The sequence below is a fragment of the Undibacterium sp. FT79W genome (assembly GCF_014284215.1).
GTDB classification, from domain to species: Bacteria; Pseudomonadota; Gammaproteobacteria; order Burkholderiales; family Burkholderiaceae_D; genus Undibacterium; species Undibacterium aquatile.
The window spans coordinates 1-19,771 of the sequence record NZ_JACOGB010000007.1 but is presented as its reverse complement, the minus strand read 5'-3'; the positions used below and the strand labels follow the sequence as shown (position 1 = coordinate 19,771).

31 protein-coding genes and 2 pseudogenes are annotated in these 19,771 nt (G+C 47.7%); 18 read left to right on the top strand and 15 right to left on the bottom strand.

Annotated features, from left to right (window positions below; all coding sequences use genetic code 11):
• The first annotated feature begins 81 nt into the window (after positions 1 to 81).
• Entirely contained in the window at positions 82 to 1,392 is a 1,311-nt protein-coding gene (locus tag H8K38_RS13345; protein WP_186885336.1) for a nitrate/sulfonate/bicarbonate ABC transporter ATP-binding protein, read from the top strand.
• Between the two features lie 92 nt (positions 1,393 to 1,484).
• On the opposite strand, the gene H8K38_RS13340 is transcribed toward H8K38_RS13345, so the two are convergent.
• Both H8K38_RS13340 and H8K38_RS13335 read right to left on the bottom strand, forming a co-directional pair.
• Complete coding sequence (locus H8K38_RS13340) at positions 1,485 to 2,288, bottom strand: hypothetical protein (RefSeq protein WP_186885335.1); 804 nt, start codon at positions 2,286 to 2,288, stop codon at positions 1,485 to 1,487.
• 130 nt (positions 2,289 to 2,418) lie between these two features.
• A complete protein-coding gene (locus H8K38_RS13335; protein ID WP_186885334.1) occupies positions 2,419 to 2,943 on the bottom strand; it encodes a hypothetical protein in 525 nt (174 codons plus the stop codon).
• Between the two features lie 226 nt (positions 2,944 to 3,169).
• On the opposite strand from H8K38_RS13335, the gene H8K38_RS13330 reads away from it, so the two are divergent.
• Complete coding sequence (locus H8K38_RS13330) at positions 3,170 to 3,523, top strand: YkvA family protein (protein WP_186885333.1); 354 nt, start codon at positions 3,170 to 3,172, stop codon at positions 3,521 to 3,523.
• A gap of 69 nt (positions 3,524 to 3,592) precedes the next feature.
• Complete coding sequence (locus tag H8K38_RS13325; RefSeq protein WP_186885332.1) at positions 3,593 to 4,534, top strand: L-lactate dehydrogenase; 942 nt, start codon at positions 3,593 to 3,595, stop codon at positions 4,532 to 4,534.
• A 134-nt stretch (positions 4,535 to 4,668) separates the two neighbouring features.
• Here H8K38_RS13325 and H8K38_RS13320 read toward each other — a convergent pair.
• Positions 4,669 to 5,277: pseudogene (locus tag H8K38_RS13320) on the bottom strand (OB-fold nucleic acid binding domain-containing protein); the annotation flags it as partial.
• On the opposite strand from H8K38_RS13320, the pseudogene H8K38_RS18520 reads away from it, so the two are divergent.
• The 12 genes and pseudogenes from H8K38_RS18520 to H8K38_RS13265 form a co-directional block, all read left to right on the top strand.
• A pseudogene (locus H8K38_RS18520) lies at positions 5,188 to 5,433 on the top strand (replication initiation factor domain-containing protein); the annotation flags it as partial. The pseudogenes H8K38_RS13320 and H8K38_RS18520 sit on opposite strands and share 90 nt — an antisense overlap.
• A gap of 162 nt (positions 5,434 to 5,595) precedes the next feature.
• Positions 5,596 to 5,796: a hypothetical protein gene (locus H8K38_RS18515; protein ID WP_255423005.1), complete on the top strand. Its 201-nt coding sequence runs from the start codon at positions 5,596 to 5,598 to the stop codon at positions 5,794 to 5,796.
• Positions 5,797 to 6,111, top strand: a complete 315-nt coding sequence (locus H8K38_RS13310; RefSeq protein ID WP_186885330.1) for a hypothetical protein — start codon at positions 5,797 to 5,799, stop codon at positions 6,109 to 6,111.
• 2 nt (positions 6,112 to 6,113) lie between these two features.
• Positions 6,114 to 6,311 (top strand): hypothetical protein, encoded by a 198-nt coding sequence (locus H8K38_RS13305; RefSeq protein ID WP_186885329.1) that lies wholly within the window; start codon positions 6,114 to 6,116, stop codon positions 6,309 to 6,311.
• Between the two features lie 234 nt (positions 6,312 to 6,545).
• Positions 6,546 to 6,761, top strand: coding sequence for a major capsid protein (locus H8K38_RS13300; RefSeq protein WP_255422974.1), 216 nt, complete (start codon positions 6,546 to 6,548; stop codon positions 6,759 to 6,761).
• A 94-nt stretch (positions 6,762 to 6,855) separates the two neighbouring features.
• Positions 6,856 to 7,056 carry a hypothetical protein gene (locus H8K38_RS13295; RefSeq protein ID WP_186885328.1) on the top strand — a complete coding sequence of 67 codons (201 nt, stop codon included), beginning with the start codon at positions 6,856 to 6,858 and terminating at the stop codon, positions 7,054 to 7,056.
• Between the two features lie 461 nt (positions 7,057 to 7,517).
• On the top strand, positions 7,518 to 8,657 hold the full coding sequence (locus H8K38_RS18720; protein WP_186885327.1) for a virulence factor TspB C-terminal domain-related protein: 1,140 nt from the start codon (positions 7,518 to 7,520) through the stop codon (positions 8,655 to 8,657).
• A 1-nt stretch (position 8,658) separates the two neighbouring features.
• Positions 8,659 to 8,970: a DUF2523 family protein gene (locus tag H8K38_RS13285; RefSeq protein ID WP_186885326.1), complete on the top strand. Its 312-nt coding sequence runs from the start codon at positions 8,659 to 8,661 to the stop codon at positions 8,968 to 8,970.
• Positions 8,967 to 10,064, top strand: a complete 1,098-nt coding sequence (locus H8K38_RS13280) for a zonular occludens toxin domain-containing protein (RefSeq protein WP_186885325.1) — start codon at positions 8,967 to 8,969, stop codon at positions 10,062 to 10,064. Before H8K38_RS13285 ends, H8K38_RS13280 begins: the two co-directional genes overlap by 4 nt.
• Positions 10,065 to 10,189: 125 nt before the next feature.
• Positions 10,190 to 11,188 (top strand): isoprenylcysteine carboxylmethyltransferase family protein, encoded by a 999-nt coding sequence (locus H8K38_RS13275; protein ID WP_186885324.1) that lies wholly within the window; start codon positions 10,190 to 10,192, stop codon positions 11,186 to 11,188.
• A 159-nt stretch (positions 11,189 to 11,347) separates the two neighbouring features.
• Positions 11,348 to 11,866, top strand: coding sequence for a DUF4124 domain-containing protein (locus H8K38_RS13270; RefSeq protein WP_186885323.1), 519 nt, complete (start codon positions 11,348 to 11,350; stop codon positions 11,864 to 11,866).
• Positions 11,867 to 12,482: 616 nt separating this feature from the next.
• Positions 12,483 to 12,725 carry a hypothetical protein gene (locus tag H8K38_RS13265; RefSeq protein ID WP_186885322.1) on the top strand — a complete coding sequence of 81 codons (243 nt, stop codon included), beginning with the start codon at positions 12,483 to 12,485 and terminating at the stop codon, positions 12,723 to 12,725.
• Between the two features lie 28 nt (positions 12,726 to 12,753).
• Here H8K38_RS13265 and H8K38_RS13260 read toward each other — a convergent pair whose 3' ends face one another.
• The 9 genes from H8K38_RS13260 to H8K38_RS13220 all read right to left on the bottom strand — a co-directional run bounded on the left by H8K38_RS13260 (position 12,754) and on the right by H8K38_RS13220 (position 16,346).
• A complete protein-coding gene (locus H8K38_RS13260) occupies positions 12,754 to 13,185 on the bottom strand; it encodes a type II toxin-antitoxin system VapC family toxin (RefSeq protein ID WP_186885321.1) in 432 nt (143 codons plus the stop codon).
• Positions 13,178 to 13,399, bottom strand: coding sequence for a hypothetical protein (locus H8K38_RS13255; protein WP_186885320.1), 222 nt, complete (start codon positions 13,397 to 13,399; stop codon positions 13,178 to 13,180). The genes H8K38_RS13260 and H8K38_RS13255 overlap by 8 nt, the downstream gene beginning before the upstream one ends.
• Before the next feature lie 402 nt (positions 13,400 to 13,801).
• Positions 13,802 to 13,948 carry a hypothetical protein gene (locus tag H8K38_RS13250; RefSeq protein WP_186885319.1) on the bottom strand — a complete coding sequence of 49 codons (147 nt, stop codon included), beginning with the start codon at positions 13,946 to 13,948 and terminating at the stop codon, positions 13,802 to 13,804.
• Entirely contained in the window at positions 13,949 to 14,179 is a 231-nt protein-coding gene (locus H8K38_RS13245) for a hypothetical protein (protein WP_186885318.1), read from the bottom strand.
• The gene (locus tag H8K38_RS13240; RefSeq protein WP_186885317.1) at positions 14,179 to 14,352 is read right to left on the bottom strand and encodes a hypothetical protein; all 174 of its coding nucleotides are present in this window, start codon (positions 14,350 to 14,352) and stop codon (positions 14,179 to 14,181) included. The genes H8K38_RS13245 and H8K38_RS13240 overlap by 1 nt, the downstream gene beginning before the upstream one ends.
• Positions 14,353 to 14,724 (bottom strand): hypothetical protein, encoded by a 372-nt coding sequence (locus H8K38_RS13235; protein ID WP_186885316.1) that lies wholly within the window; start codon positions 14,722 to 14,724, stop codon positions 14,353 to 14,355.
• The gene (locus H8K38_RS13230; RefSeq protein ID WP_186885315.1) at positions 14,724 to 14,969 is read right to left on the bottom strand and encodes a hypothetical protein; all 246 of its coding nucleotides are present in this window, start codon (positions 14,967 to 14,969) and stop codon (positions 14,724 to 14,726) included. Before H8K38_RS13230 ends, H8K38_RS13235 begins: the two co-directional genes overlap by 1 nt.
• On the bottom strand, positions 14,966 to 15,334 hold the full coding sequence (locus H8K38_RS13225; RefSeq protein ID WP_186885314.1) for a glycoside hydrolase family 104 protein: 369 nt from the start codon (positions 15,332 to 15,334) through the stop codon (positions 14,966 to 14,968). The genes H8K38_RS13230 and H8K38_RS13225 overlap by 4 nt, the downstream gene beginning before the upstream one ends.
• 178 nt (positions 15,335 to 15,512) lie before the next feature.
• Positions 15,513 to 16,346 carry a hypothetical protein gene (locus tag H8K38_RS13220; RefSeq protein ID WP_186885313.1) on the bottom strand — a complete coding sequence of 278 codons (834 nt, stop codon included), beginning with the start codon at positions 16,344 to 16,346 and terminating at the stop codon, positions 15,513 to 15,515.
• Positions 16,347 to 16,459: 113 nt separating this feature from the next.
• Between H8K38_RS13220 and H8K38_RS18715 the strand changes: the two genes are divergently transcribed.
• Positions 16,460 to 16,810 carry a nuclear transport factor 2 family protein gene (locus H8K38_RS18715; RefSeq protein WP_370527158.1) on the top strand — a complete coding sequence of 117 codons (351 nt, stop codon included), beginning with the start codon at positions 16,460 to 16,462 and terminating at the stop codon, positions 16,808 to 16,810.
• A gap of 37 nt (positions 16,811 to 16,847) precedes the next feature.
• On the opposite strand, the gene H8K38_RS18710 is transcribed toward H8K38_RS18715, so the two are convergent.
• Positions 16,848 to 17,360 (bottom strand): helix-turn-helix transcriptional regulator, encoded by a 513-nt coding sequence (locus H8K38_RS18710; protein ID WP_186885312.1) that lies wholly within the window; start codon positions 17,358 to 17,360, stop codon positions 16,848 to 16,850.
• A 260-nt stretch (positions 17,361 to 17,620) separates the two neighbouring features.
• Positions 17,621 to 17,950 (bottom strand): SMR family transporter, encoded by a 330-nt coding sequence (locus H8K38_RS13205; RefSeq protein ID WP_186885311.1) that lies wholly within the window; start codon positions 17,948 to 17,950, stop codon positions 17,621 to 17,623.
• 390 nt (positions 17,951 to 18,340) lie between these two features.
• Here H8K38_RS13205 and H8K38_RS18505 point away from each other — a divergent pair, with 390 nt between their 5' ends.
• Both H8K38_RS18505 and H8K38_RS13200 read left to right on the top strand, forming a co-directional pair.
• Positions 18,341 to 18,688 carry a hypothetical protein gene (locus tag H8K38_RS18505; protein ID WP_255422972.1) on the top strand — a complete coding sequence of 116 codons (348 nt, stop codon included), beginning with the start codon at positions 18,341 to 18,343 and terminating at the stop codon, positions 18,686 to 18,688.
• Positions 18,666 to 19,364, top strand: coding sequence for a GGDEF domain-containing protein (locus tag H8K38_RS13200; protein WP_255422971.1), 699 nt, complete (start codon positions 18,666 to 18,668; stop codon positions 19,362 to 19,364). The genes H8K38_RS18505 and H8K38_RS13200 overlap by 23 nt, the downstream gene beginning before the upstream one ends.
• 87 nt (positions 19,365 to 19,451) lie before the next feature.
• Here H8K38_RS13200 and H8K38_RS13195 read toward each other — a convergent pair.
• The coding region (locus tag H8K38_RS13195; RefSeq protein WP_186885310.1) for a nitrogen fixation protein NifQ at positions 19,452 to 19,771 on the bottom strand (320 nt) is incomplete at its 5' end.

The window sequence follows — 19,771 nt, the reverse complement described above, 5'->3', positions numbered from 1 at the left end:
CAAACTGCTCATCCTGCACATACGCATAACGACCATGAAACGCAGCGGCAATAAACAAACGCCGCTGTCAGGAGAATACACATGACACAAGCTTTACTGATAGACCTGAATCAAGTCGCCAAATCCTTCAAAGCCACCGATGGCAAATCGCGCCTGATTCTGGACAAGGTTGATTTTCAACTCAAAGACGGTGAAATCGTCGCCTTGCTCGGTAAATCCGGCTCAGGCAAATCAACATTGCTGCGCATCATGGCGGGTCTGATTCCCGCCGACAAAGGCAAAGTCGCCTATCGTGACAAAGACATTTACGGCCCGGTTGCCGGTATCGCGATGGTGTTTCAGTCGTTCGCCTTATTTCCGTGGCTGACCGTGCAGCAAAACGTTGAACTCGGCTTAGAAGCGCAGGGTGTGCCTGCGGCCGAGCGCGAACGCCGTGCCGATGCGGTGTTAGAGCTGATCGGCCTGGCCGGTTTCGGCGGTGCGCTGCCACGCGAACTCTCCGGCGGCATGAAACAACGCGTCGGTATCGCCCGCGCACTGGTGACGAACCCAGACATCCTGCTGATGGACGAAGCCTTTTCTGCGCTCGATGTGCTGACCGGCGAAACCCTGCGTAATGACATGCTGAAACTCTGGCAGGATAAAAAAATCTCGACTAAAGGCATACTCATCGTCTCGCATAACATCGAAGAAGCTGTGATGATGGCCGACCGCATTATTGTCCTCTCCAGCGACCCCGGCACTATCCGCTGCGAAGTCAAGATCGATCTGCCGCGTCCGCGTGATGTCGATGCCGTCGAAGTGCGCGCCCTGATTGATGAAGTCTATGGCCTGATGACGATGCGCCACGCCCACGAAGCCACCGCCGAAACCTCCAACGCCCGCCATCTGGGCTATCGCTTGCCCGATACCAATGTCAGCCGCATCGAAGGCGTGCTCGACATGCTGGCCGATGTGCCATTCAACGGCCGCGCCGATTTGCCGCAACTGGCCGAAGAATCCGAATTATCGGATGAAGAATTGTTCCCGACTTACGAAGCACTGAGCTTGCTGGGCTTTGCCGTGCTCGACAAAGGCGACATCATCCTGACCCCGATGGGACAAAAATATTACGAGGCCGAAAAGAATCACAAACAGGAACTCTTCGGCCAGCAACTGCTGACCCACGTGCCGCTGGCCGCCCACATCCGCCGCAATCTGGAGGCCGAAGTCAGCGCCAGTCTGCCCGAGCAGCCACTGCTGGAATTGCTGGAAGAATTCCTCAAAGCCGACGAAGCCAAACGCGTGCTGGAAGTGGCGATCGAGTGGGGGCGTTACGGCGAAGTCTATGAATACGACTACCACACGGGGCGTTTGACATTGCCGGAAGATACGGAGCAAAAAGCGGGGTAGGGTTGCAATCAATGAGCAGCGTAGGATGCTGTCGCAGAAGTGGTGCGCATGGCGTACCTTGCGATGTTGTGCATGCTACGCTTGCTCCCTTTTTAATTGAAAAATATTTCCCATGAATTCTCAAAGGCCTCAAGCTGCTTTGGGCTTACTCCCGGCATTTTCGGGTCATTGAGTCCAGGGTGAAACATTTCAGGAGTTTCGTGAAATACTTTTCCAGGCACAATGTAATATTGTGGTGGCGTTCCTGGTGAATTTAATATTACAAAAATATAAACATGGTTAATATTTATTTTGTTTGGTGATATTAAGAACCAATTTTTCTTTCTTAGTGACTTCACTTGAACATTAAATGTTTTATCTGTCGAAGAGTTGTAGGCAAAAATATCGATCGCTTTCGCATTTCCAAAAGTTAGTGATGTTTGAAGGTTTCTTTTTAGCAGTTCTGCTGCAACAAAAAATTCTCCTGACAAACCTGTTATCTGTCCATCTACCCTAGGTTTTTTTTCGGCTGCATTCATACTAATTTCTGTTATGGATTTTTCATCTCGGACAAGAAGTAAGTGATTTATTATATCCATCACAAGTTCTCTGTCTTTGTTGATGTCGGTGTTCTGGTATTGTTCATAGTCACGATTTACCCATGAATCAGTAACAGAAAATCCTATTTTTTTTGGCAATATTTGCAATTTATATATAAGAAACCCAGTCCAGCTGCGATGAAAATTAAGCCAGCCATTGGCGAAATATATAAACCACTTATCTTCCATCTCTTCGGGAATATAGCCTTCCTTTATTTTCAAAAAATCTTCAGCAGTGAAGTTTGCTTCTAAATCTAGAGGAATGCCTGACTGGGGCGCTGGTAGAATTTTCCAAGATGATTGAGTTGCAATTGTCATAAATGTCTAACGCGATAAAGTGATGGATAGCGATACAGAGGCATTAAATCTTTGTAATTAAGCTGTGAAACAATATCTAACCCGGCTTCATTTTTTAAATAAAATGCTTTTAATTTCAATTAAATTTGAATCAATTGAAAGTTACCATGTCAATTGCTTTTGTTAGTTGCGTGAGAGGATAAAAATGCACATCGACATATGTGCCATCAAAATACTGTCCTTTTACAACGGTTCCAATTTCGCCCCAGCGGGTAATCGTTGAATCTGTAATTTTTGTTTCATCTAAAATCCCAACCCGAAACTTATCTGAACTTTCTATGCCGGAAAGCATGTGCCTTCCTTTAAAATAAAATCGAACTTCTGTTTTTAATATAGCTATGTCTTCAATGGACGGGTGCCCCACCAGTTCACGAGCAATATCAATTAATTTCGGAGTTATGAGGTCGCCATTGCTATTGCAAGCAACGTCTGTTATGAAATAACCATCAATTTTTTTAATTATTTTTGGCTTTGTAGATTTATCTTGTTTGGAAAGCTCAATTTTTGCGGCATCAAGCAGTTCTATTCGCCCCTTGGCTGTGGCGTTGATGATTATATTTTCCAGCTCCTGCTTTGAATATTTTCCAGACTGAATTTTTTCTAAAAGATTACTCATGATCTACTCTGCTTAATTGCTAAAAGTACCTTTGAATGGGATGCTACTGTACTGTAATTACTGCTGAAAAACGATCATTTTTATAAAAACAGGGGAGTATGTGCCATTTTCGCCTTATTCTCAGCGTATTCATTGGGAGATTAAATATACTCCCCCCCAGTATTTTTTTCGGTTCTGTGGCGTAAAATCAGGGCTTGTGGGATGTTTTTTTGAGAAAGGATGCGCGATGACGACGCCGGAAAATACCGCTTATTCGGACAGCAGTTTCTGGGAAAAGCTCAAAGGCTTTGCGCTGAAAGCAGGGCGTGAGGTGATAGAAAAGGCGCTGTATCTGTACTATGCGGCGCAGCGTCCGGAAACACCGGCGTGGGCGAAGACGGTGATTTATGGCGCGCTGGCCTATTTCATTTCACCGCTGGATGCGATTCCCGATGCGATTCCTCTGGCGGGTTACAGTGATGATCTGGGTGCGCTGGCGGCGGCAGTGGCGATGGTGTCGCTGTATATCACGGCAGACGTGAAGGCGCAGGCGAAACAAAAATTGCAGAGCTGGTTCGGTAACGAGGCTGCTTCAAGCTGAAGCAAGTCGACCGTCTTCAGCTCATCCTCATACACTCATGGCTCAACGCATTTCTTCCCGAAAGTATTTATGAAAATTGGCATTGTCGGTACCGGCAACGTTGGCAGCACGGCTGCCTATTCACTGGTGTTGCAGGGCATAGGCAGCGAACTGGTGCTGGTTGATCATTTCCCTGCGCTGGCAGAGGCGCATGTGATGGATATTTTGCATGCGACGCCGTTTTCGTATCCGGTGAATGTGCATGGCGGCACGTTTGCCGATCTGGCTGGCTGCGCGCTGGTGATTGTGGCGGCGGGGGTGAATCAGCAACCCGGCGAAACGCGGCTTGCGCTGTTGCAGCGAAACGCAGAAATTTTCGCCGGCATTATTCCGCCCATAGTGCGGGCGGCGCGGGACGCGATTATTCTGATTGCGACCAATCCGCTCGATATCATGACGCAGATCGCCACCAAACTTGCGGTGCGCGAAGGGATGCCCGCATCCCGCGTGCTTGGCACCGGCACCATGCTTGATACCGGGCGTTTCCGCACTTTGCTGGGCCAGCGCTATAACGTGGCGCCGAGTTCTGTGCATGCGTATGTGCTGGGCGAACATGGTGATTCTGAGGTGCTGAACTGGTCGGGCGCGAGTGTGGCGGGCGTGCCACTCGAGCAATTTGCGCTCGCCAGCGGCCAGCCGCTGAGCGCAGAGATCATGCAGCAGGTGGATCAGGATGTGCGGCGTGCGGCTTATAAAATCATCGCTGGCAAAGGCTCTACCTATTACGGCATCGGTGCGGCGATTGCAGCACTCAGCCGCTGTATCTTGTTTGACGAGCGCAGTGTGTTTACGGCTAGTTCTGTGATGGCTGAGGTTGAAGGCGTAACGGATGTGGCCTTGTCGCTGCCACACATCATCGGGCGTAAAGGCATAGAAATGACGATATTCCCAACCCTTAGCGTGGAAGAACATGCGGCATTGAAACAAAGCGCGACCGTCATCAAAACGCATTTGCAATCGATACAGTATTAAGCCTGTATTGAGCTGAATACAGGCTGAGATTGAAGCTACCCTGAGCGTGACTGAATCAGCATGCGGGTTGCCGGGCAAAAAAGACTGCGAAAGCGCATGTTCATTGGGAGATAGCCGCGTCTGATATGCACATCTCAACAAAAATCACGGCTGCTGACGCTTAGCTCGCCCAGCAGATGCGACATATCCACCAGCCGCTTGGCGACCAGATGGCAGACTTCATTCTGGCGTTGCCATATTCCATAGACACCCAATAAGCGCGCGCCCAGCACCTCACGTCTTTGCTGCTCCAGCAGCGAGGGCCAGATGATCACATTCACCGGGCCGGTTTCATCTTCTATCGTCAAAAACAAAACGCCATTGGCGGTTCCCGGGCGTTGCCTGACGGTGACGATGCCACAGGCGCGGGCAAACTGATCTTGCTGAAAGGTGTTGAGTGTCTCTGCCGGCATAAATCGCTTCGCCAGCAATTGCGTACGCAGCAAGGCCAGCGGATGGCGTTGCAAAGTCAGCCCCATGCTGTGGTAATCGCTGAAAATTTCTTGTGCTTCTGAAGGCGCGCGCAGTTGTGGCGCGGTTTCCTGCAGCGTGGTCGGGCGCAGTAAATTTTTATCCGGCAAGGAACCAACTGCCTGCCACAAAGCCTGACGCCGATGACCGGCAAGCGAGGTGAGGGCGTTGCCTGCCGCCAGCACCTGCAAATCGTGGCGGCTCAGCTCTGCACGCCGCGCCAGATCGGTGACATCGGTAAGTTCTGCCGCTTCTACGAAAAAGGTCGCCAACTCGGTGACAAAAATTCCCCTTGGTGCCGTGCCGAAGTCGAATTCAAGTCTTCAGATCGAATCATTCCCTTAGATGTTCTCTTAGAACCATCTGCATATTTTGCGGGTGCGTATCCGTGTTTCTCTGAATTCTTCGATCAGGAACATGCCGCACGTCTTCAATTAAAAGAGAAAACAGCCAGGACAACGCTCGCAACTGCTGTCCGTGTTTTCAAACACCAATTCGGTAAATATCAATCGTTCTTTCGCGCATTGCATGGTGATGCTGCGTGGTTAGAAATGTCCTGCTCTGACGACAGAGACGCAGTACCAAAACGCCTTGAAGCTGTGATGTCTGGTTTCGGTAAAGCGGTTTCTTATATTCACGAAGGTTTCAATCAATCGGTCGTCAATCCTGACACTGATTACATTCTTGCTCTCGACGGTACGCGCCACGTTGAGAAAAAGCACATTCAAGCGGCGCATTACTGGGTGATTTAAATGGCTAAATTATTGGTCTTAGGTATGAAGGGCTCTAAAGGCGTCATGGACAACGGCAAGGCTTACGACAGTTGCACCGTGTTTGTTCAGACGCGCCTTGACGAATCAAAAGGAACAGCAAAAGGCTTCGCCGTAGGTGAATACAAATTCGGTGAAGCAAGTACGTTCGACAAGTACAAACATTTGCCGTTTCCATTTTATGCCGAGGTTGAGATTGACGTTGTTACGTCCGGCAAAGTCATGGCGCAAGTCATCGTCTCTTTGACGCCGTTGAAACCAGAACAGGCAAAACCAGAACAGCACAAAGCGGCTTAATCATGAGTGACGTTCGTGTCGGTTATGTCGTGCAGGATCTCGAAAGCTACATGTTTTTATGTGAGCAAGACGGGGACGTGGGCTATACACCATGCCTTCACGCCGCTGGCACGTTCCCCACTTGGGAAGAAGCTTTTGAGACCGGACGCATGGTCTTAAATGACGGCTACAAAATCACTCCTGTCATGGTGAAAAAGTGAGCCAGTGCGTAGACATTACTCAAAATCCAGACGGTTCGTTACGTTTGGAACCGAGTAGTTCAACAGATTTGCAAGCATGTCCGTACGTGCTTCAAAGCGGGGCAGAGGTAGGCAATTCGCCACTCTACCTATCCCCGGCTCAAGGAATAGAAATTAGCGCTGAGATTATCAGTGTTTGGGCTATTGCTTGGGCATTTAGACAAGTGGCGAAAGTTCTTTCTTCTGGAGATTCAAATGAAACAAATGAATAAATTGCGCCGCTTTGGTGCTGTTATTGCTGTTGGCCTGATGGCTGCTGGTTCCGCTTCTGCTGCTGGTACTGGTATCGATACTTCTGCTGTGACTTCTGCTCTCACTGATGCTGGTGCGGCTGTCGCGGTAGTTGGTGCTGCTACTTTGGTTGTCGTTGTCGGTACTAAGGTTTTCAAATGGGTTGCTCGCGCCCTGTAATTTTCGAAGTGATTTGAAAAAGAAAAGGGCGTATTGATCGCCCTTTTTTTATATCAGATTCAAAACGTCAAATGTGACGAATTAGCGGGGCGATATGGCAGGCAGAAAACGTATTTATGCGACACGTGCAGAACAGCAAGCGGCATACCGTCAGCGAAATAATTTAGTCAATTTGTGTGTGCAAATTGATGCTGGGCTTAAAAACGAATTTGAGCAATGGCTCAAGTTTAAAGACAGAGAAAAATCCGAAGTGATCGAGAAACTTTTGCGCACGCAACTCCTGCGCAAACGCTGATAAATATTGAAATTGGATTGGATATGAAAAATGGGAATTTTTGTTATTTTGGCGCTCTGTGGCGGTGCTTGGTTATTGTTCTCTGCTTGAGTTCACCGTCTGCGTTTGCGAATGAGGGAAAGCGTTGGCTTAACACTGCTCACCCGGGCTTAGTCAGTACAGACCCTAGCGGCGCCTGTCCATCTGGTGATTTGCGCAATCCTCGTTATTCTCTTGGCGGTGTCATCAATTATTACAACTGTTGGGGTGATGGTTCTGTCGAGTCTTTTTGCGCAGATGGTTTTCACTGGGATTCTGATCAACAAATTCAATGCTTTAAGGATTGTGTTTTTCCTCAGATTAACCACCCTGTTTATCCAGATCGTTGTGTCGATAAAGCTAACTGTAGTGTTACTGAGAATTATATTGCTGCAATAAATCAGTGTCGCCCGAAAGAATGTCCAACTGGTACGTATTTGGACGTGTTCGGGCAATGTGTTGTTAAGTCTGATGACGGTGATGGTCACGCCAACGGTAATCCTCCTGCTAATCCGCCAGACAATCCTAACGGCAATTCCGACCCTAAGCCAGACCCTAAGCCGAATGGTCAGCCTAATGGCAATCCTAATCCGAATCCTGACCCTAAGCCTGACCCGAACCCGAACGGCAGTGCTAATCCTGACGGTAGCACCAACCCTAACGGTAATTCTAATCCTGACGGCAGCACCAACCCTAACGGTAGCTCTAATCCTAACGGTAGCTCCAATCCCAACGGCAGCGCTAATCCGAACGGTAGCTCCAATCCTAACGGTAGCTCTAATCCTAACGGTAGCTCCAATCCCAACGGCAGCGCTAATCCAAACGGCAGTGCTAATCCAAACGGCAGCGCGAATCCTAACGGTAGTGCTAATCCAAACGGCAGTGCTAATCCCAACGGTAGTGCTAATCCCAACGGTAGCGCGAATCCAAACGGCAGTGCTAATCCGAACGGCAGCGTTAATCCGAACGGCAGTGCTAATCCGAATGGTCAACCGAATGGCCAACCGAACGGTCAGCCCAATGGACAACCGAACGGTCAACCGAATGGTCAGCCCAATGGAGATACTAAACCCAACGGGAATCCTAACGGCTCGCCTAATGGTGACCCATCCGGTGACGGAGACCCAGAGGCAAAGGATTTTTGTGAAAAACACCCGACACTGAACGTCTGCAAAAATTCAACGGTTAGCGGCAAGTGCGAAGAAACCACTTGCGATGGCGACGCTATTCAATGCGCTATGTTGCGTACTCAGCAAAAATGGGATTGTGAGTTACACGATAAAGAGAGTCCTGAGTATAAAAACGGGCTTTCTCTCACTGACGGCAACGACCCTATGAAAGACACTTTGCCCTCAAAGGACAAGGCGCAAGAAGTCGATTTGCGGAAAGATATTGATACGTCAGGCTGGGGCGGTGGTGGTTCTTGTTTTAGCGATAAGAGCTTTGAATTGATGGGTAAGACTATCGTTATTCCGCTGTCTGATCTTTGTCAGTATCTGATTTATTTACGCTACGCAATCATGTTAATCGCGGGCATTGTTTCTTACAAAATGGTTTCCGGTTCAATTCTAAGGAGTCTCTAAAATGGCTGTTATCTGGCAAATTGCTGGCATGATTTTATTGAGTATTTTTGCGTCAAGCATTCCCGCCCTTGTCGGGCGCATCCTCCTCGCGCTTGGCATTGGTTACGTTACGTACACGGGCGCGACGTATGCGACAGATCAGCTTGTCATGGTCATGAAAAACAGCTTCGGTTCTATCGGTGGTGAGATTGGCGGACTGCTCGGTTTTCTGTATATCGACAAAGCGTTATCGATGATCGTTTCTGCTTTTGCTGCTGGTCTTGCTGTTAATTCTGCCGCAAATGCTGTCACAAAAATGGTGATCAAAAAATGATTACGCTACTAACCGGATTGCCAGGTAACGGTAAGACGTTACGTGCGCTGTCCATGATTAAAGAGCTATCCGAGAAAGAAAACAGACCTGTTTTCTATGCTGGCATCAAGGATTTAATGCTGCCGTGGACTGAGATTGATGCGACTAAATGGTTTGAATGTCCCACGGGTGCAATCATCGTCATTGATGAATGTCAGACAGTTTTCCGTCCTCGCTCGATCGGCAAGGAACCGCCTGATTATGTCGCCAAGCTGGAGACGCACCGTCACCAAGGCATAGACATTTTTTTGATTACCCAGCACCCGCTTTTAGCTGATTCAGCGATCAGGCGTTTGGTTGGTCGGCATCTGCATCTAATCCGTATTTTTGGCACTCAGGCGGCAACGATTCACGAATGGGCAAGCTGTCGCGATAACTGCGATAAACCAGCTGGGCGCACGGATTCAATCAAGACGAAGTGGATATACGACAAGAAGGCTTTTGAGTATTACAAAAGCGCTGAATTGCACACGGTGAAAAGGAACATTCCGAAGCGCATGTATTTTTTCGTACTCGCTCCGGTTTTGCTGATTGCTGCGGTTTTGTATATGAAACACTTCACGCAAAAGCAAACGGAAAAGGGCGCTGCAACTGAGCAATCGACAGGCATTAAACCTGCACCGATTGCCGCGAATTCTGGCGCGTTAAAAAAAGCCGCCTATCGAGACGCATTAGAAGACGCGAAACAATACGTCTATGAAGACACACCACGTGTCGAAGGTCTTCCGCATACAGCACCCAAATATGACGAATTGACCAAGCCAGTAGAGGTTCCTGTTCCGGCTGGTTGCGTTGTCTCTCAGTCGCAAGGCTGCAAGTGTTTTACCCAGCAAGCCACGCCTATAAAGATGCCAGAAGCTATTTGCATGGACATTGTGAAGCATGGTTTCTTCGAAGACTTCGAACGCTCAAAGCGTCAGAAAAACGATAAAGCAGAGCAGCAGCAAATTGCGCAAGCGGCTCCGGCCGAGGAAGACGCAGAACAAAAAAGTCAGTGGTTGACGATAAAAAATAAACCCGTTGAACGTATGAAAACGAAGGCAGATAAATCATGAACACCATCGCATTAGAAAACAAATTTGACCTGACAAAAGTAGGGCGCTTCGCTCTCAATTATTTTTCAACGATGTTTATCATCGTTGTCGGCTTTGTGTTCTATACGATGCTGAGTAGCTATCACATGCGCAGTTTTGCGAATTTGTGGGAACCACAGATTGTTGGTCATTATCTTGGTTTGCAAATTTCTACCAAGGCGTTCTGGCGGTCTTTTGTTTACATTTATGCTGTTGCTCTGATTCCGTATTTCTTGGTCAATCATGATCGTTACGGCAAAGGCTTTCTGACGCTGGTGGGACTGGTGAAGTGCTTCACTAATCGATTCGGCATCGTCACGCATGAACAAAAACAGGCGATGTTATCAACGGGCGTTAAGTTCTTTTTTGTGCCGTTCATCCTGAATGCGTTTCTTGCGCATTGCCGGACGCTGAACTATAAAATTGTTGATCTGTGCCGCTGGCTAAAAATGGATGATTTTGACAAAGCGCACTTTATTGCTGACGTCTACGCGCTGTATTTTCAAATTGCGCTTGCTGTTCTTTACTTTGTCGAGATCGTGCCTTTTGTCGTCGGTTATCTGGTTGAGTCCAGGATGCTCAACAACAAAACTAAGTCAGTCGAGGATACTTGGTCAGGTTGGTTTTTTTGTCTTGCTTGTTATGCGCCCTTTAATTCTGCTGTCGCATCGTTTTTTACCACTAACTATTCAGAATATATACCTGCATTTCAAGGTCTCGGTCAGTTTGGGGTTGTGTTGCAAATAACGCTGAATGTTGCTGCGTTGCTCTCTGTTGCTGCATATGTCTCTGCGTCTGTCTCACTTGGTTGGAAAGCGTCTAATTTGACCAGTCGCGGAGTTGTTAAGTCTGGCTTATATAAGTATGTCCGTCATCCGTCTTATCTGTTTAAAAATGTCGCGTGGTGGTTGTTTTCAATAGGCTTCGCGATTCACTCCGTGATTGCTGAAAAACCTTTTGTCTGGCATTTGATCGCTTTGGCGGTTTGGAACTGGATTTATTACAGACGTGCATTAACCGAAGAATTGCACCTTGCAAGAACTGACCCTGAATACTTGACATATATGCAAAATGTTCCGTATCGTTTTATTCCTCGCATTTTATAGATGAAATTATTTTTAATTACGTGGTTTCATAGTTAAATACTATTGATAAATCATGGCACGAATATTGCCTAGGATGAATTAACATAAATCTAATAAAGTCAAATAGTAATTATCTATTGTCGTATTTTTTATCATTTCCTATTTTCTAATTTTTAATATATGCGACAGCTTGCGATTATTCTCTGGTTCATTTCCTCTTCATCATTTGCAGCGGTGCATGTGTGTACTGATGCTGACGGTCGCAAGGTTTTTACTGATGGCGATTGTCCTGCAAGTTCTGAAGTCAAAAAGCAAAACAATATAACTGTTGTTCCAACTTCGCCAGGTCATGATGTTGTCTCATCTGTTGTTAAACCTAAGGCAAAACCGACAGCGGTAGTTACCCTTGGTTATCCGTGTCCCGAGGGCTACGACTGCATTTATGAGAAGCGTACGCCTATGTCATTGGACTTACCAAAGTCTGTATACAAGGAACCACCTGTGGAAAAAGTAAAGCCTATTCCTGTGTGGTCTTCGGTCGTCAATCTCGGTCCTGTTACTGGCTTTTTTGTGTTCATCGGCTTTGCGTCTATTTGCTTCCTTCTGTTTTATATCGTCCTTGTTTTCCGTGATCGTATAACGCACAAGCGGCAACGCGAAGCGGGGCAAAATATCCAGCATGATTTACGGCAACACTGAACCCGTCCCGTTTCGAAGACGTGGAACGTGGAAGGCGCTAACCGCCAGTGCATCTGGATTTTTAGCGGGTATGCCGTGCCATCGTTAAAAGTTTGCTCTCAATCAACGAAAACCCCCACCTTATAGACCAACTCGGCGGCTGTTTATTTGTACAATAGTCAATTTTTAAACGATGCATCAGCTTGAGCTTTTCCCGTTCGTGCCATTATCTGTGCACGAAAAACAACAGATTTATAAAAAAATTAGTGACTATTATTGGTTCATTCGGAACACCCGAAAGACTTCAATTCATGATGCAAGGAGACGTAAATTTTACAGGTTGGTCGAGGTCGAAAAAAAACGCCTGAGATTTTCAGGCGTTTCAAAAGAAGAGATTTTAGAGTTTTTAAGTTGTTGTCGTTTGAAGTGCGGAAGAGTTAAACAGTGTCAATTTTGTAAAGGCGAGTTTCGTCCGATTTACGGTAGATTGCAGCACCTTTTGCCACCTGCGAATGCGACGAATGATTTCGCATAATTTATATTATGTAAAATGGGATGCTAGGATAAAAAGCAGGTCAATACAGACCTTTAAAAACGAAATATCATACCCCTCCCGCAATTTCCTGCAAGCCTTCAAATGTATCAACCTGCAACTGACCTCTTCGGTGAAGTAATAATTCTTGAATCTGATATTTTTGACTGGGTTTCTGCTGTCGCCCCGCGCTGGCTCACGCCTGAGCGATCTTTCCGCAACTACGTTCGCGGCTACAATGTCGTTGAGAAAATCCGTGTCGCAAAGCTGACCGGACGCTATGACGACATCATCAGCCAGCGGTATGAGCCGTGGCATGCGCGAATCGCGCTTTCTGCCATCCTATGAAAAAAGCCCGCTGATTTGCGGGCTTTGTTTATTTTGCGGGCTTCCAGAGTGGAATTTTAAATTTCTCCGCCTTCTTCACCAGATCAATATCAATGGCAGCAATTGGCACATCTAAGGTGACGGCCAAGTCAAAATAAGTGGCATCGTAAGCCTTGAGTTCCCACTTCATCGCCTTATCAATATTTTCCTCAATACTCATATTGGACGGTACAACATCTGATGTAACTAAGTCTATAAATCTTGCGGCCTGTGCCATCGTTTCTTTTGAAATATTTCCTTTGCTGACTGCCTTCATCAGAACATAAGGCACCTCAACAAAGAAGATGTCCGGCACGATAAACCTGATTTCGTTTTTCTTATATGCTTCCAGCAATGCTGATGCGTAATCTGCTCGTTCCCCAACTGGGTCAATAAACCAAGCTAAAGCTACTCCCGCATCTAATACGACAGTTTCAGCCACGCTCGTTCCTTGCTTCTTCCAGCATTACCCTTGAATTTGCACCCGTAGTTCTGTTTTTTGAAGCACTGAGGATTTCACCTGCTAATTTTCTTGCTTCTTCAGAGTTACCTTTTCTGTGAATGACCAAAATATCACCCCTGCCGATATTGATGTTTCTTGTGTGCCGTTCACCTGTCACTGTACTGCTAATTTTTCGTTCCGCAACGATTGACATGATTACCTCCTTTATCTTCTTTGATTATATACCATCGACATGTAACTAAATAAGCCCGCGATCTGCGGGCTTATTTATTCTTTGTCTGGTTTGCTAAGTATCGGCTTGCAGCATAGAGGATGACGCCACCTATCAGCAATTTTTTAATCATCACTGACCCGCTTATCTTCTAATTTCACCGTTACTTTGCGCAATCGATATACGGCCACCGAAAAAATAACATGCCGACGATTGTCAATACAGAATCGACTATCACTAATTCATGATTGGTCACTTTTACCCCCCGTTTCGACAGCATAAAATCCAGCTTTGTTTCCAGCTTAGTAAGCCTGTTTTCAGTCCGCATGAAGTATCCGATCAGGGCTATTAAATTAGCCCCCGATAAAACTAATTCGACTGTCATCAGCTATTCAATACGCCCGCAATTGCTGCTGATGCCGCAGAAATACACTGTGCAACCACCACAAATTCTGGCGGTAAAAAACTGACGGCCACCGATGCCAATACGCCAAAGCCCGCCCATGTTGAACCCTGTTTGAAACGTCCCATTTATTGCCCCTTATAAACCAAAGTACCCTGAAAATAATAGTCACCGTTCGGCGCTATCGCTGTGCCGTTGTCGAAATATCGCCAACCGTTTTGTTCGCCATTCGTGACAATTTCACCCACGTATTGCGAATTTGCTGCGCTGTTTTTGGCTCCCGCAGGTAATAGTTTTCTGGCGAGAATCACGCCAGCACCCACCACCAAACCCAGCAAAATAATGTCTTTTGAGTCCATCAGTAAATCACCGTCCCTTTGTCGTCTTTTACTGTCAATGTGTTGCCTTCAACCAGCGCCTTCACCGCTGGCACTCTGCTGATGACATACGCCGCCAGCAACGTGCCCGCCAACACAATAATTCCTTCCTTCACCACCTCATGCAGCGAAGGGATATAGCTTGAAATTTTCATTTAGTCGTACCACTCTGATTTACTCATACCGGACGAAATGCTGTGCCCATCTGCATCCGTCCACGTTTTATATTTATCAAAGCCGGGAGTGCCCGGCACATTTATAAACGGCGCTTGCGGGTTACTGATTGGTTCCTGTTTGTGAAAAAAATCATAAATATCAGTCCCCAATGTTCCATCGCTCCCCGTTGCCGATTGATAGACGTTTGTGAACCCTTTATTTATTACGTTGTCGTTGTTTGTCGGGTTAATTGCGTCAAACATCTGCCCCGCTGCATCGCCCACCGCATCCGCTGTTTTCTTCAACACGTACACCAGCACACCCGCCAGCACCGCCCCTGCCCCAATGATAAAAAGCGTTTTCTTTTCCATCAGAAACCAGACGGCAAAGGCGGGATGCGGTGATCAAATACGTCGCCAATCATCGTTTTTACATTGTCGTATTCTTGCGCTATCGGGTTGACAATCTGCGCCGTTTTTACTGGCGTAGCTGCTGACGTGTCGATCTTTCCGCCGTTTTTCATCAGGTCAATTTGCTTTTGCTGATGCTGCACGACGAACGCTAAACCGATGATTGCCAGACCGACTGCGATTTCGTAAAACTCTGCTTTTGTCATGCTAAAACGCCTTCCATTTGCTCCCCGTTCGCTGCAAGAATTGATTGCGCCCGCGAGTAAGTTAATGTTGGTTGTCCGTAAGGTGAACCTGGCAACGACGCCCACTCTTTATTGCATTTATCAATCGCTGATCTGAAACGACCCGCCAGCACGTCTGCCAATGCGCCACGGCCTTTAATCAGACCCAGCGCGGCAATATCCTGCGATTCCGGCGAAAAGTCGTGTAAATCGTATCGCTTAGAAATACCGTCCCACGTTGACGCCAGAAATTGATACGCGCCCGCCGCTGTGCTGGTGATTCCCGACCACGTGATTTTCTGTCGCGGATGATCTGCGTAACTGGTGAACAGGCCACCGCCAAACATGGTTCGATATAAATGCCTGTCGCCGTGTTGTAGTTCGCTGAATAGTTTGCGAGTTCCGCCGTGTTATCCACTGTCAAATAGTTGACCGCAACATCATTACCTCCCGCACTACCCGCCTAGTTATTGACGTTGAGAATCAGCGATTGCCCCGCTGACGTTGACGCCTTGATTAATGTCGTCATTTCAGCACCTGCATGTTTATTTTTTGCCCTGCTGCGTCTGCGATTGCGTACCACGTTGCAGCCGCGCCCATCGTGTCAATAAACGTGTCTCCAGCGCCCAGCACAATTGCCGCATTTGCCGCTGTGACTGTTGAGCCACCGAGATAAATATTGCCAGTCCCTACGCTGCGGAAAATCACCCGCTTTGCTGCCACATCTGCGATCACTGACGCCGCTACTGTTCCGACTGTGGCCTGTGCCAGCGTGGTGTTTGTTTGCAGTGCCTTAGGGCTTGTCACCACTTCAGACCCCGCCGCTAGCGCAACTGCTGGCAGTGTTCCGATATTGACCGACTGAGCCGCCGCAAAACTGACCGCTGGCAGTGTGCCAATGTTGACCGACTGAGCAGCCGCAAAACTAACCGCTGGCAGTGTTCCCACGTTGACCGAAGGCGTCACCGGAAAATATGTCGGCACAGGTTGACCAGCGACATTTTTTACCGTCATTTCACCCACGACAGGCGCAACCGTTCCGGCAAATAGCACGTTCACAGGGTCGCCCGTTGTGTTATTGATTCGCATGTCACTGGTTCCGATCTGCACGTCTTCATACGACAGAAAGAACCCGACTGTTACCGCGACATCAGCCGACATAATTACTGCGTCATAGTCTGCAATGACTTTGAACGCTGGTTTTCGTTTTGCTATCGAATGAATGACCGACCCATTTTTCAACAGTTTTACATTGACTGTTGACCCTGCGCCCTCAATCGTATCGATCAGAAACACGCGCCCTTGAATCGGGTAAGTGATGTCCTGACCTGCTGGTATCAGTTCCTTGATGTATTTCATTTGAACACCTTTACTGCAACGATAACAACGGCATCCATTCGCTGCTTTAACAGCGTTCCTGATGGACAATCGCCATCCGTGAAGAGCTTGCGACCGTCAGCATCCGTACACATGTGCACCGCTGCAAAGGATGTAGAGGAAATGAACCAGAGAATAATCGCAAGCTGTCGCATACCGCCGCCAGCGCGCGCATCGACACCATCTTCAGCGTCGATGCCAACGGCAAGCTGACCGGCGGGTCGATTCAGGAGCTGTTCGACGCTATCGATAAACCGCCTTTCCACCCGTCCCCCGAAGCTCAGAGCGTGATCGTCAGAGTCGACATTGTGGGTACTGCGGCGAGTGCGCGCATCGACTCCAACGACGTCTCTGGATTCTCGTTTAGCGACTTCTTCCAGTTGCTGAAGGTCGATGGAAAATGGACGATTGTCAGCAAAATCTTCTATACGCACGCGGCGCCCTGATTGTTGTTAGGCTGCACACGGATGCAGCTGGGCTCAGTTATATGACGAGCCCAGCTGCAAGCGCATCGAGTGCCACGTCTACAATTGTTCGGTTCGTGTGTGTGAGCAGTTCGCATGCGAGATGGATCCTCTTCCGAAGAAGCCACGCGCGCGGGCTAGTACCGAGTTCTTCCTGAAACAGTGCGTGAAGCCGGCTGATGCTCAAGCTTGCGAAATGGGCCATCGCTTCCGTGGACCATGGCAAAGCGGGCTTGGCCTCGACTTGGGCCAACAATGCGCTTAAGCGCGACGTTTCTTGTGGGAACCTCGTTGAGAGCGTATCAAAGAGTAATGGCATCCAACCGCGAATCAGGTCTGGTTGAGCCGTTCCTGCTTCGATGCACAGATGCATAAATTCAACCAGCTTACGCGCAGCTGGATTGATTATTGTAAAAGGCTTGTCGAGCAAGACTGCCCAGCTATCGCTCGTCAAAGTACGCTGTTCCACATCTAGAATGAGCGAGCGATTGGCAACGATGCTGCACTGGGAATGCCACGCACCAGCCTCCACGATAGCTCCGTGGAGTGGATCGAGTTTGCCCTGCTGTCCTTCGATGTCGAGCTGTACTAGCCCTGTGAGCGGCAGGACCAGCTGCGCGAAATCATGTCGGTCCGGTATCTGCCGTTCGTTGTAACTTCGTGCTTCTATGCCGATGAATGAAGGTTAGCAGGGCAGGCCGACGTAGACGTCAATTGGCCGCCATCTGCCCTCGCCCCAAAGCGAACCTCGCCCGAGTGCTCACAAAACGTTCAGTAAGCACAGGATGATCGTCAGTGAGCGGATTGTGAGAAAACGTTCATGACGGCAACCCCAGAGATGATCAGGGTTATACCAATCAACGCTGGAGCGTCTAATTTTTGTCCGAAAAGCAGCCAACCAGCCAGTGAGATAAGTACGATTCCAACACCAGACCAGATGGCATACGCAATGCCTACGGGAATCGATTTCAGCGTTTGAGAAAGGAAGTAGAACGCAACACCATACCCGATTAGTACGATGATGGAGGGGGCGAGCTTCGTAAAACCCTCACTTGCTTTCATTGCTGACGTCGCAACAGTCTCGGCCACAATTGCTATACCCAAGGCTATCCATTTGTTCATTTCATCCTCCAATTGACACTGGAGTATGTATACATATTGATATCTCGTCTAGTCTATGCGAATCGTAAAATCTGTGCGCAAATCGGACCACTCTGAGGGGCAACACTCGGCAGAACTACGCGGTTTGCGACGGTCTGCTTTTGGCCGGTTGTCGACCGAGTATCCGTTACGCTTCTCTATGCGTGAGTAGCGCATCGTCTTGGCTTGTGCCAGACAATATTTCACATCTGCAACAACGCTTCGATAAAATCAGCGTAAAGTAGTAACTCGGTTGGTGTGCACAACGATCGGATTTGGGACGATCCAATCAGCACTTCAAAGTGGCAATCATTGGACGCCTCGCGCGCATGTGCCACAGTATTTCTAAAGTAAGTTTTTACGGAGAATGTAGTGGATATTATCGTCACCCAATTGGTGGAATCTTTACACAGCGCACGCTCCACTGAACAATTGGTCAGGCCTTTACTTGAGATGCTCAACAACATTACGGGAATGGAGTCAACCTACCTTACGACAATTGAACTAGATAAGGGAAAACAGACCGTTAAATACGCACGCAATATAGGCACTCTGGCGATCCCTGAGGGTTTCGACGTCAGTTGGGCCGACTCGCTATGTAAACGTTCAATAGAGTCTTGTGTGACCACAACAAGTGATGTGGAAAATTTGTGGGGTGACTCCAAAGCTGCAAAAAAAATTAGGTATCTGTTCGTACATGAGCACGCCTATTGTTTTTAGCGATGGACGGCTTATGGGCACGCTATGTGCAGCAAGTTCGGTAAAAATACAACAGCCACAAAAGGCCAACACTATTCTTGAACTTTTCGGAAGCATCGTCTCTAATTTTTTAGAGCGTGAAATTCTCATTTCAGAATTAAGTGAGTCGAATAAAACTTTGCAACGTATTGCTCTCACAGATCCGCTGACCGACCTTCCTAATCGGCGAGCATTAATTGAGCAATTAGAACGTATGTTGGCGCACGCCATTCGCTCCGGGACATCAACATTCATTGGCGTAATTGATCTTGATAACTTCAAAAGTATTAATGACCAATACGGTCATCATATCGGCGACCTGTTTCTTAAGGAAATTACAACCCGCTTGTCTGATTGTCTGAGGGCGACAGACGTTTTAGGTAGACTTGGAGGTGATGAATTTCTTTACATTGGATTCGGGTCAAATTGGAATGATATCGAAAACGGACAGTCAGCTGCCGCACACATGCAGACACGCCTAACAAAAGCAACTCAGGGAGTTTTTCAGTTGGAGGAAATTTCACTGACTTACACCGGTGCGAGCGCAGCTGTCATTGTCCAGGGCCCAGAAACGACGACGTGTGAAAAAGCAATTCAGGCAGCGGATGACGCGATGTATCAAATCAAGTTACAGCGGAAAGCTGAATCTAGCCAGTGAAAGAATTCGCCGACATTACTGCTTTTCAAAAGTAAAAATGCTTTACGCAAAAGACATTAACATCAAGCAGGACGTCAATGTAAAAAGTCAGTCAGTCGGAGAGTCATTTGTTACTGATAATGGAAAGCACAAGTTGAACTGGTCACATTGCCTGCATTTCGGTGGTTGTAAATCAGGTTTACCCAGCCGCATGCCTAATTGAGTGTAAATGAAACGCTTCCATTTCAGATTCTGAATATTAAGAATGTAAAGTGGTTCGAAATATTCTTGTAGTAATGCCGATACTTCGTCACGATTAGATAAGCCTAAATCCTGCCAAAGATGGCGACTTCCCTGACAACCGGCGGCAACAGCACTTGCCAGCCAGTCAACGTGTTTTGCATTCTTTTTTGTTGAACGCAAATCTA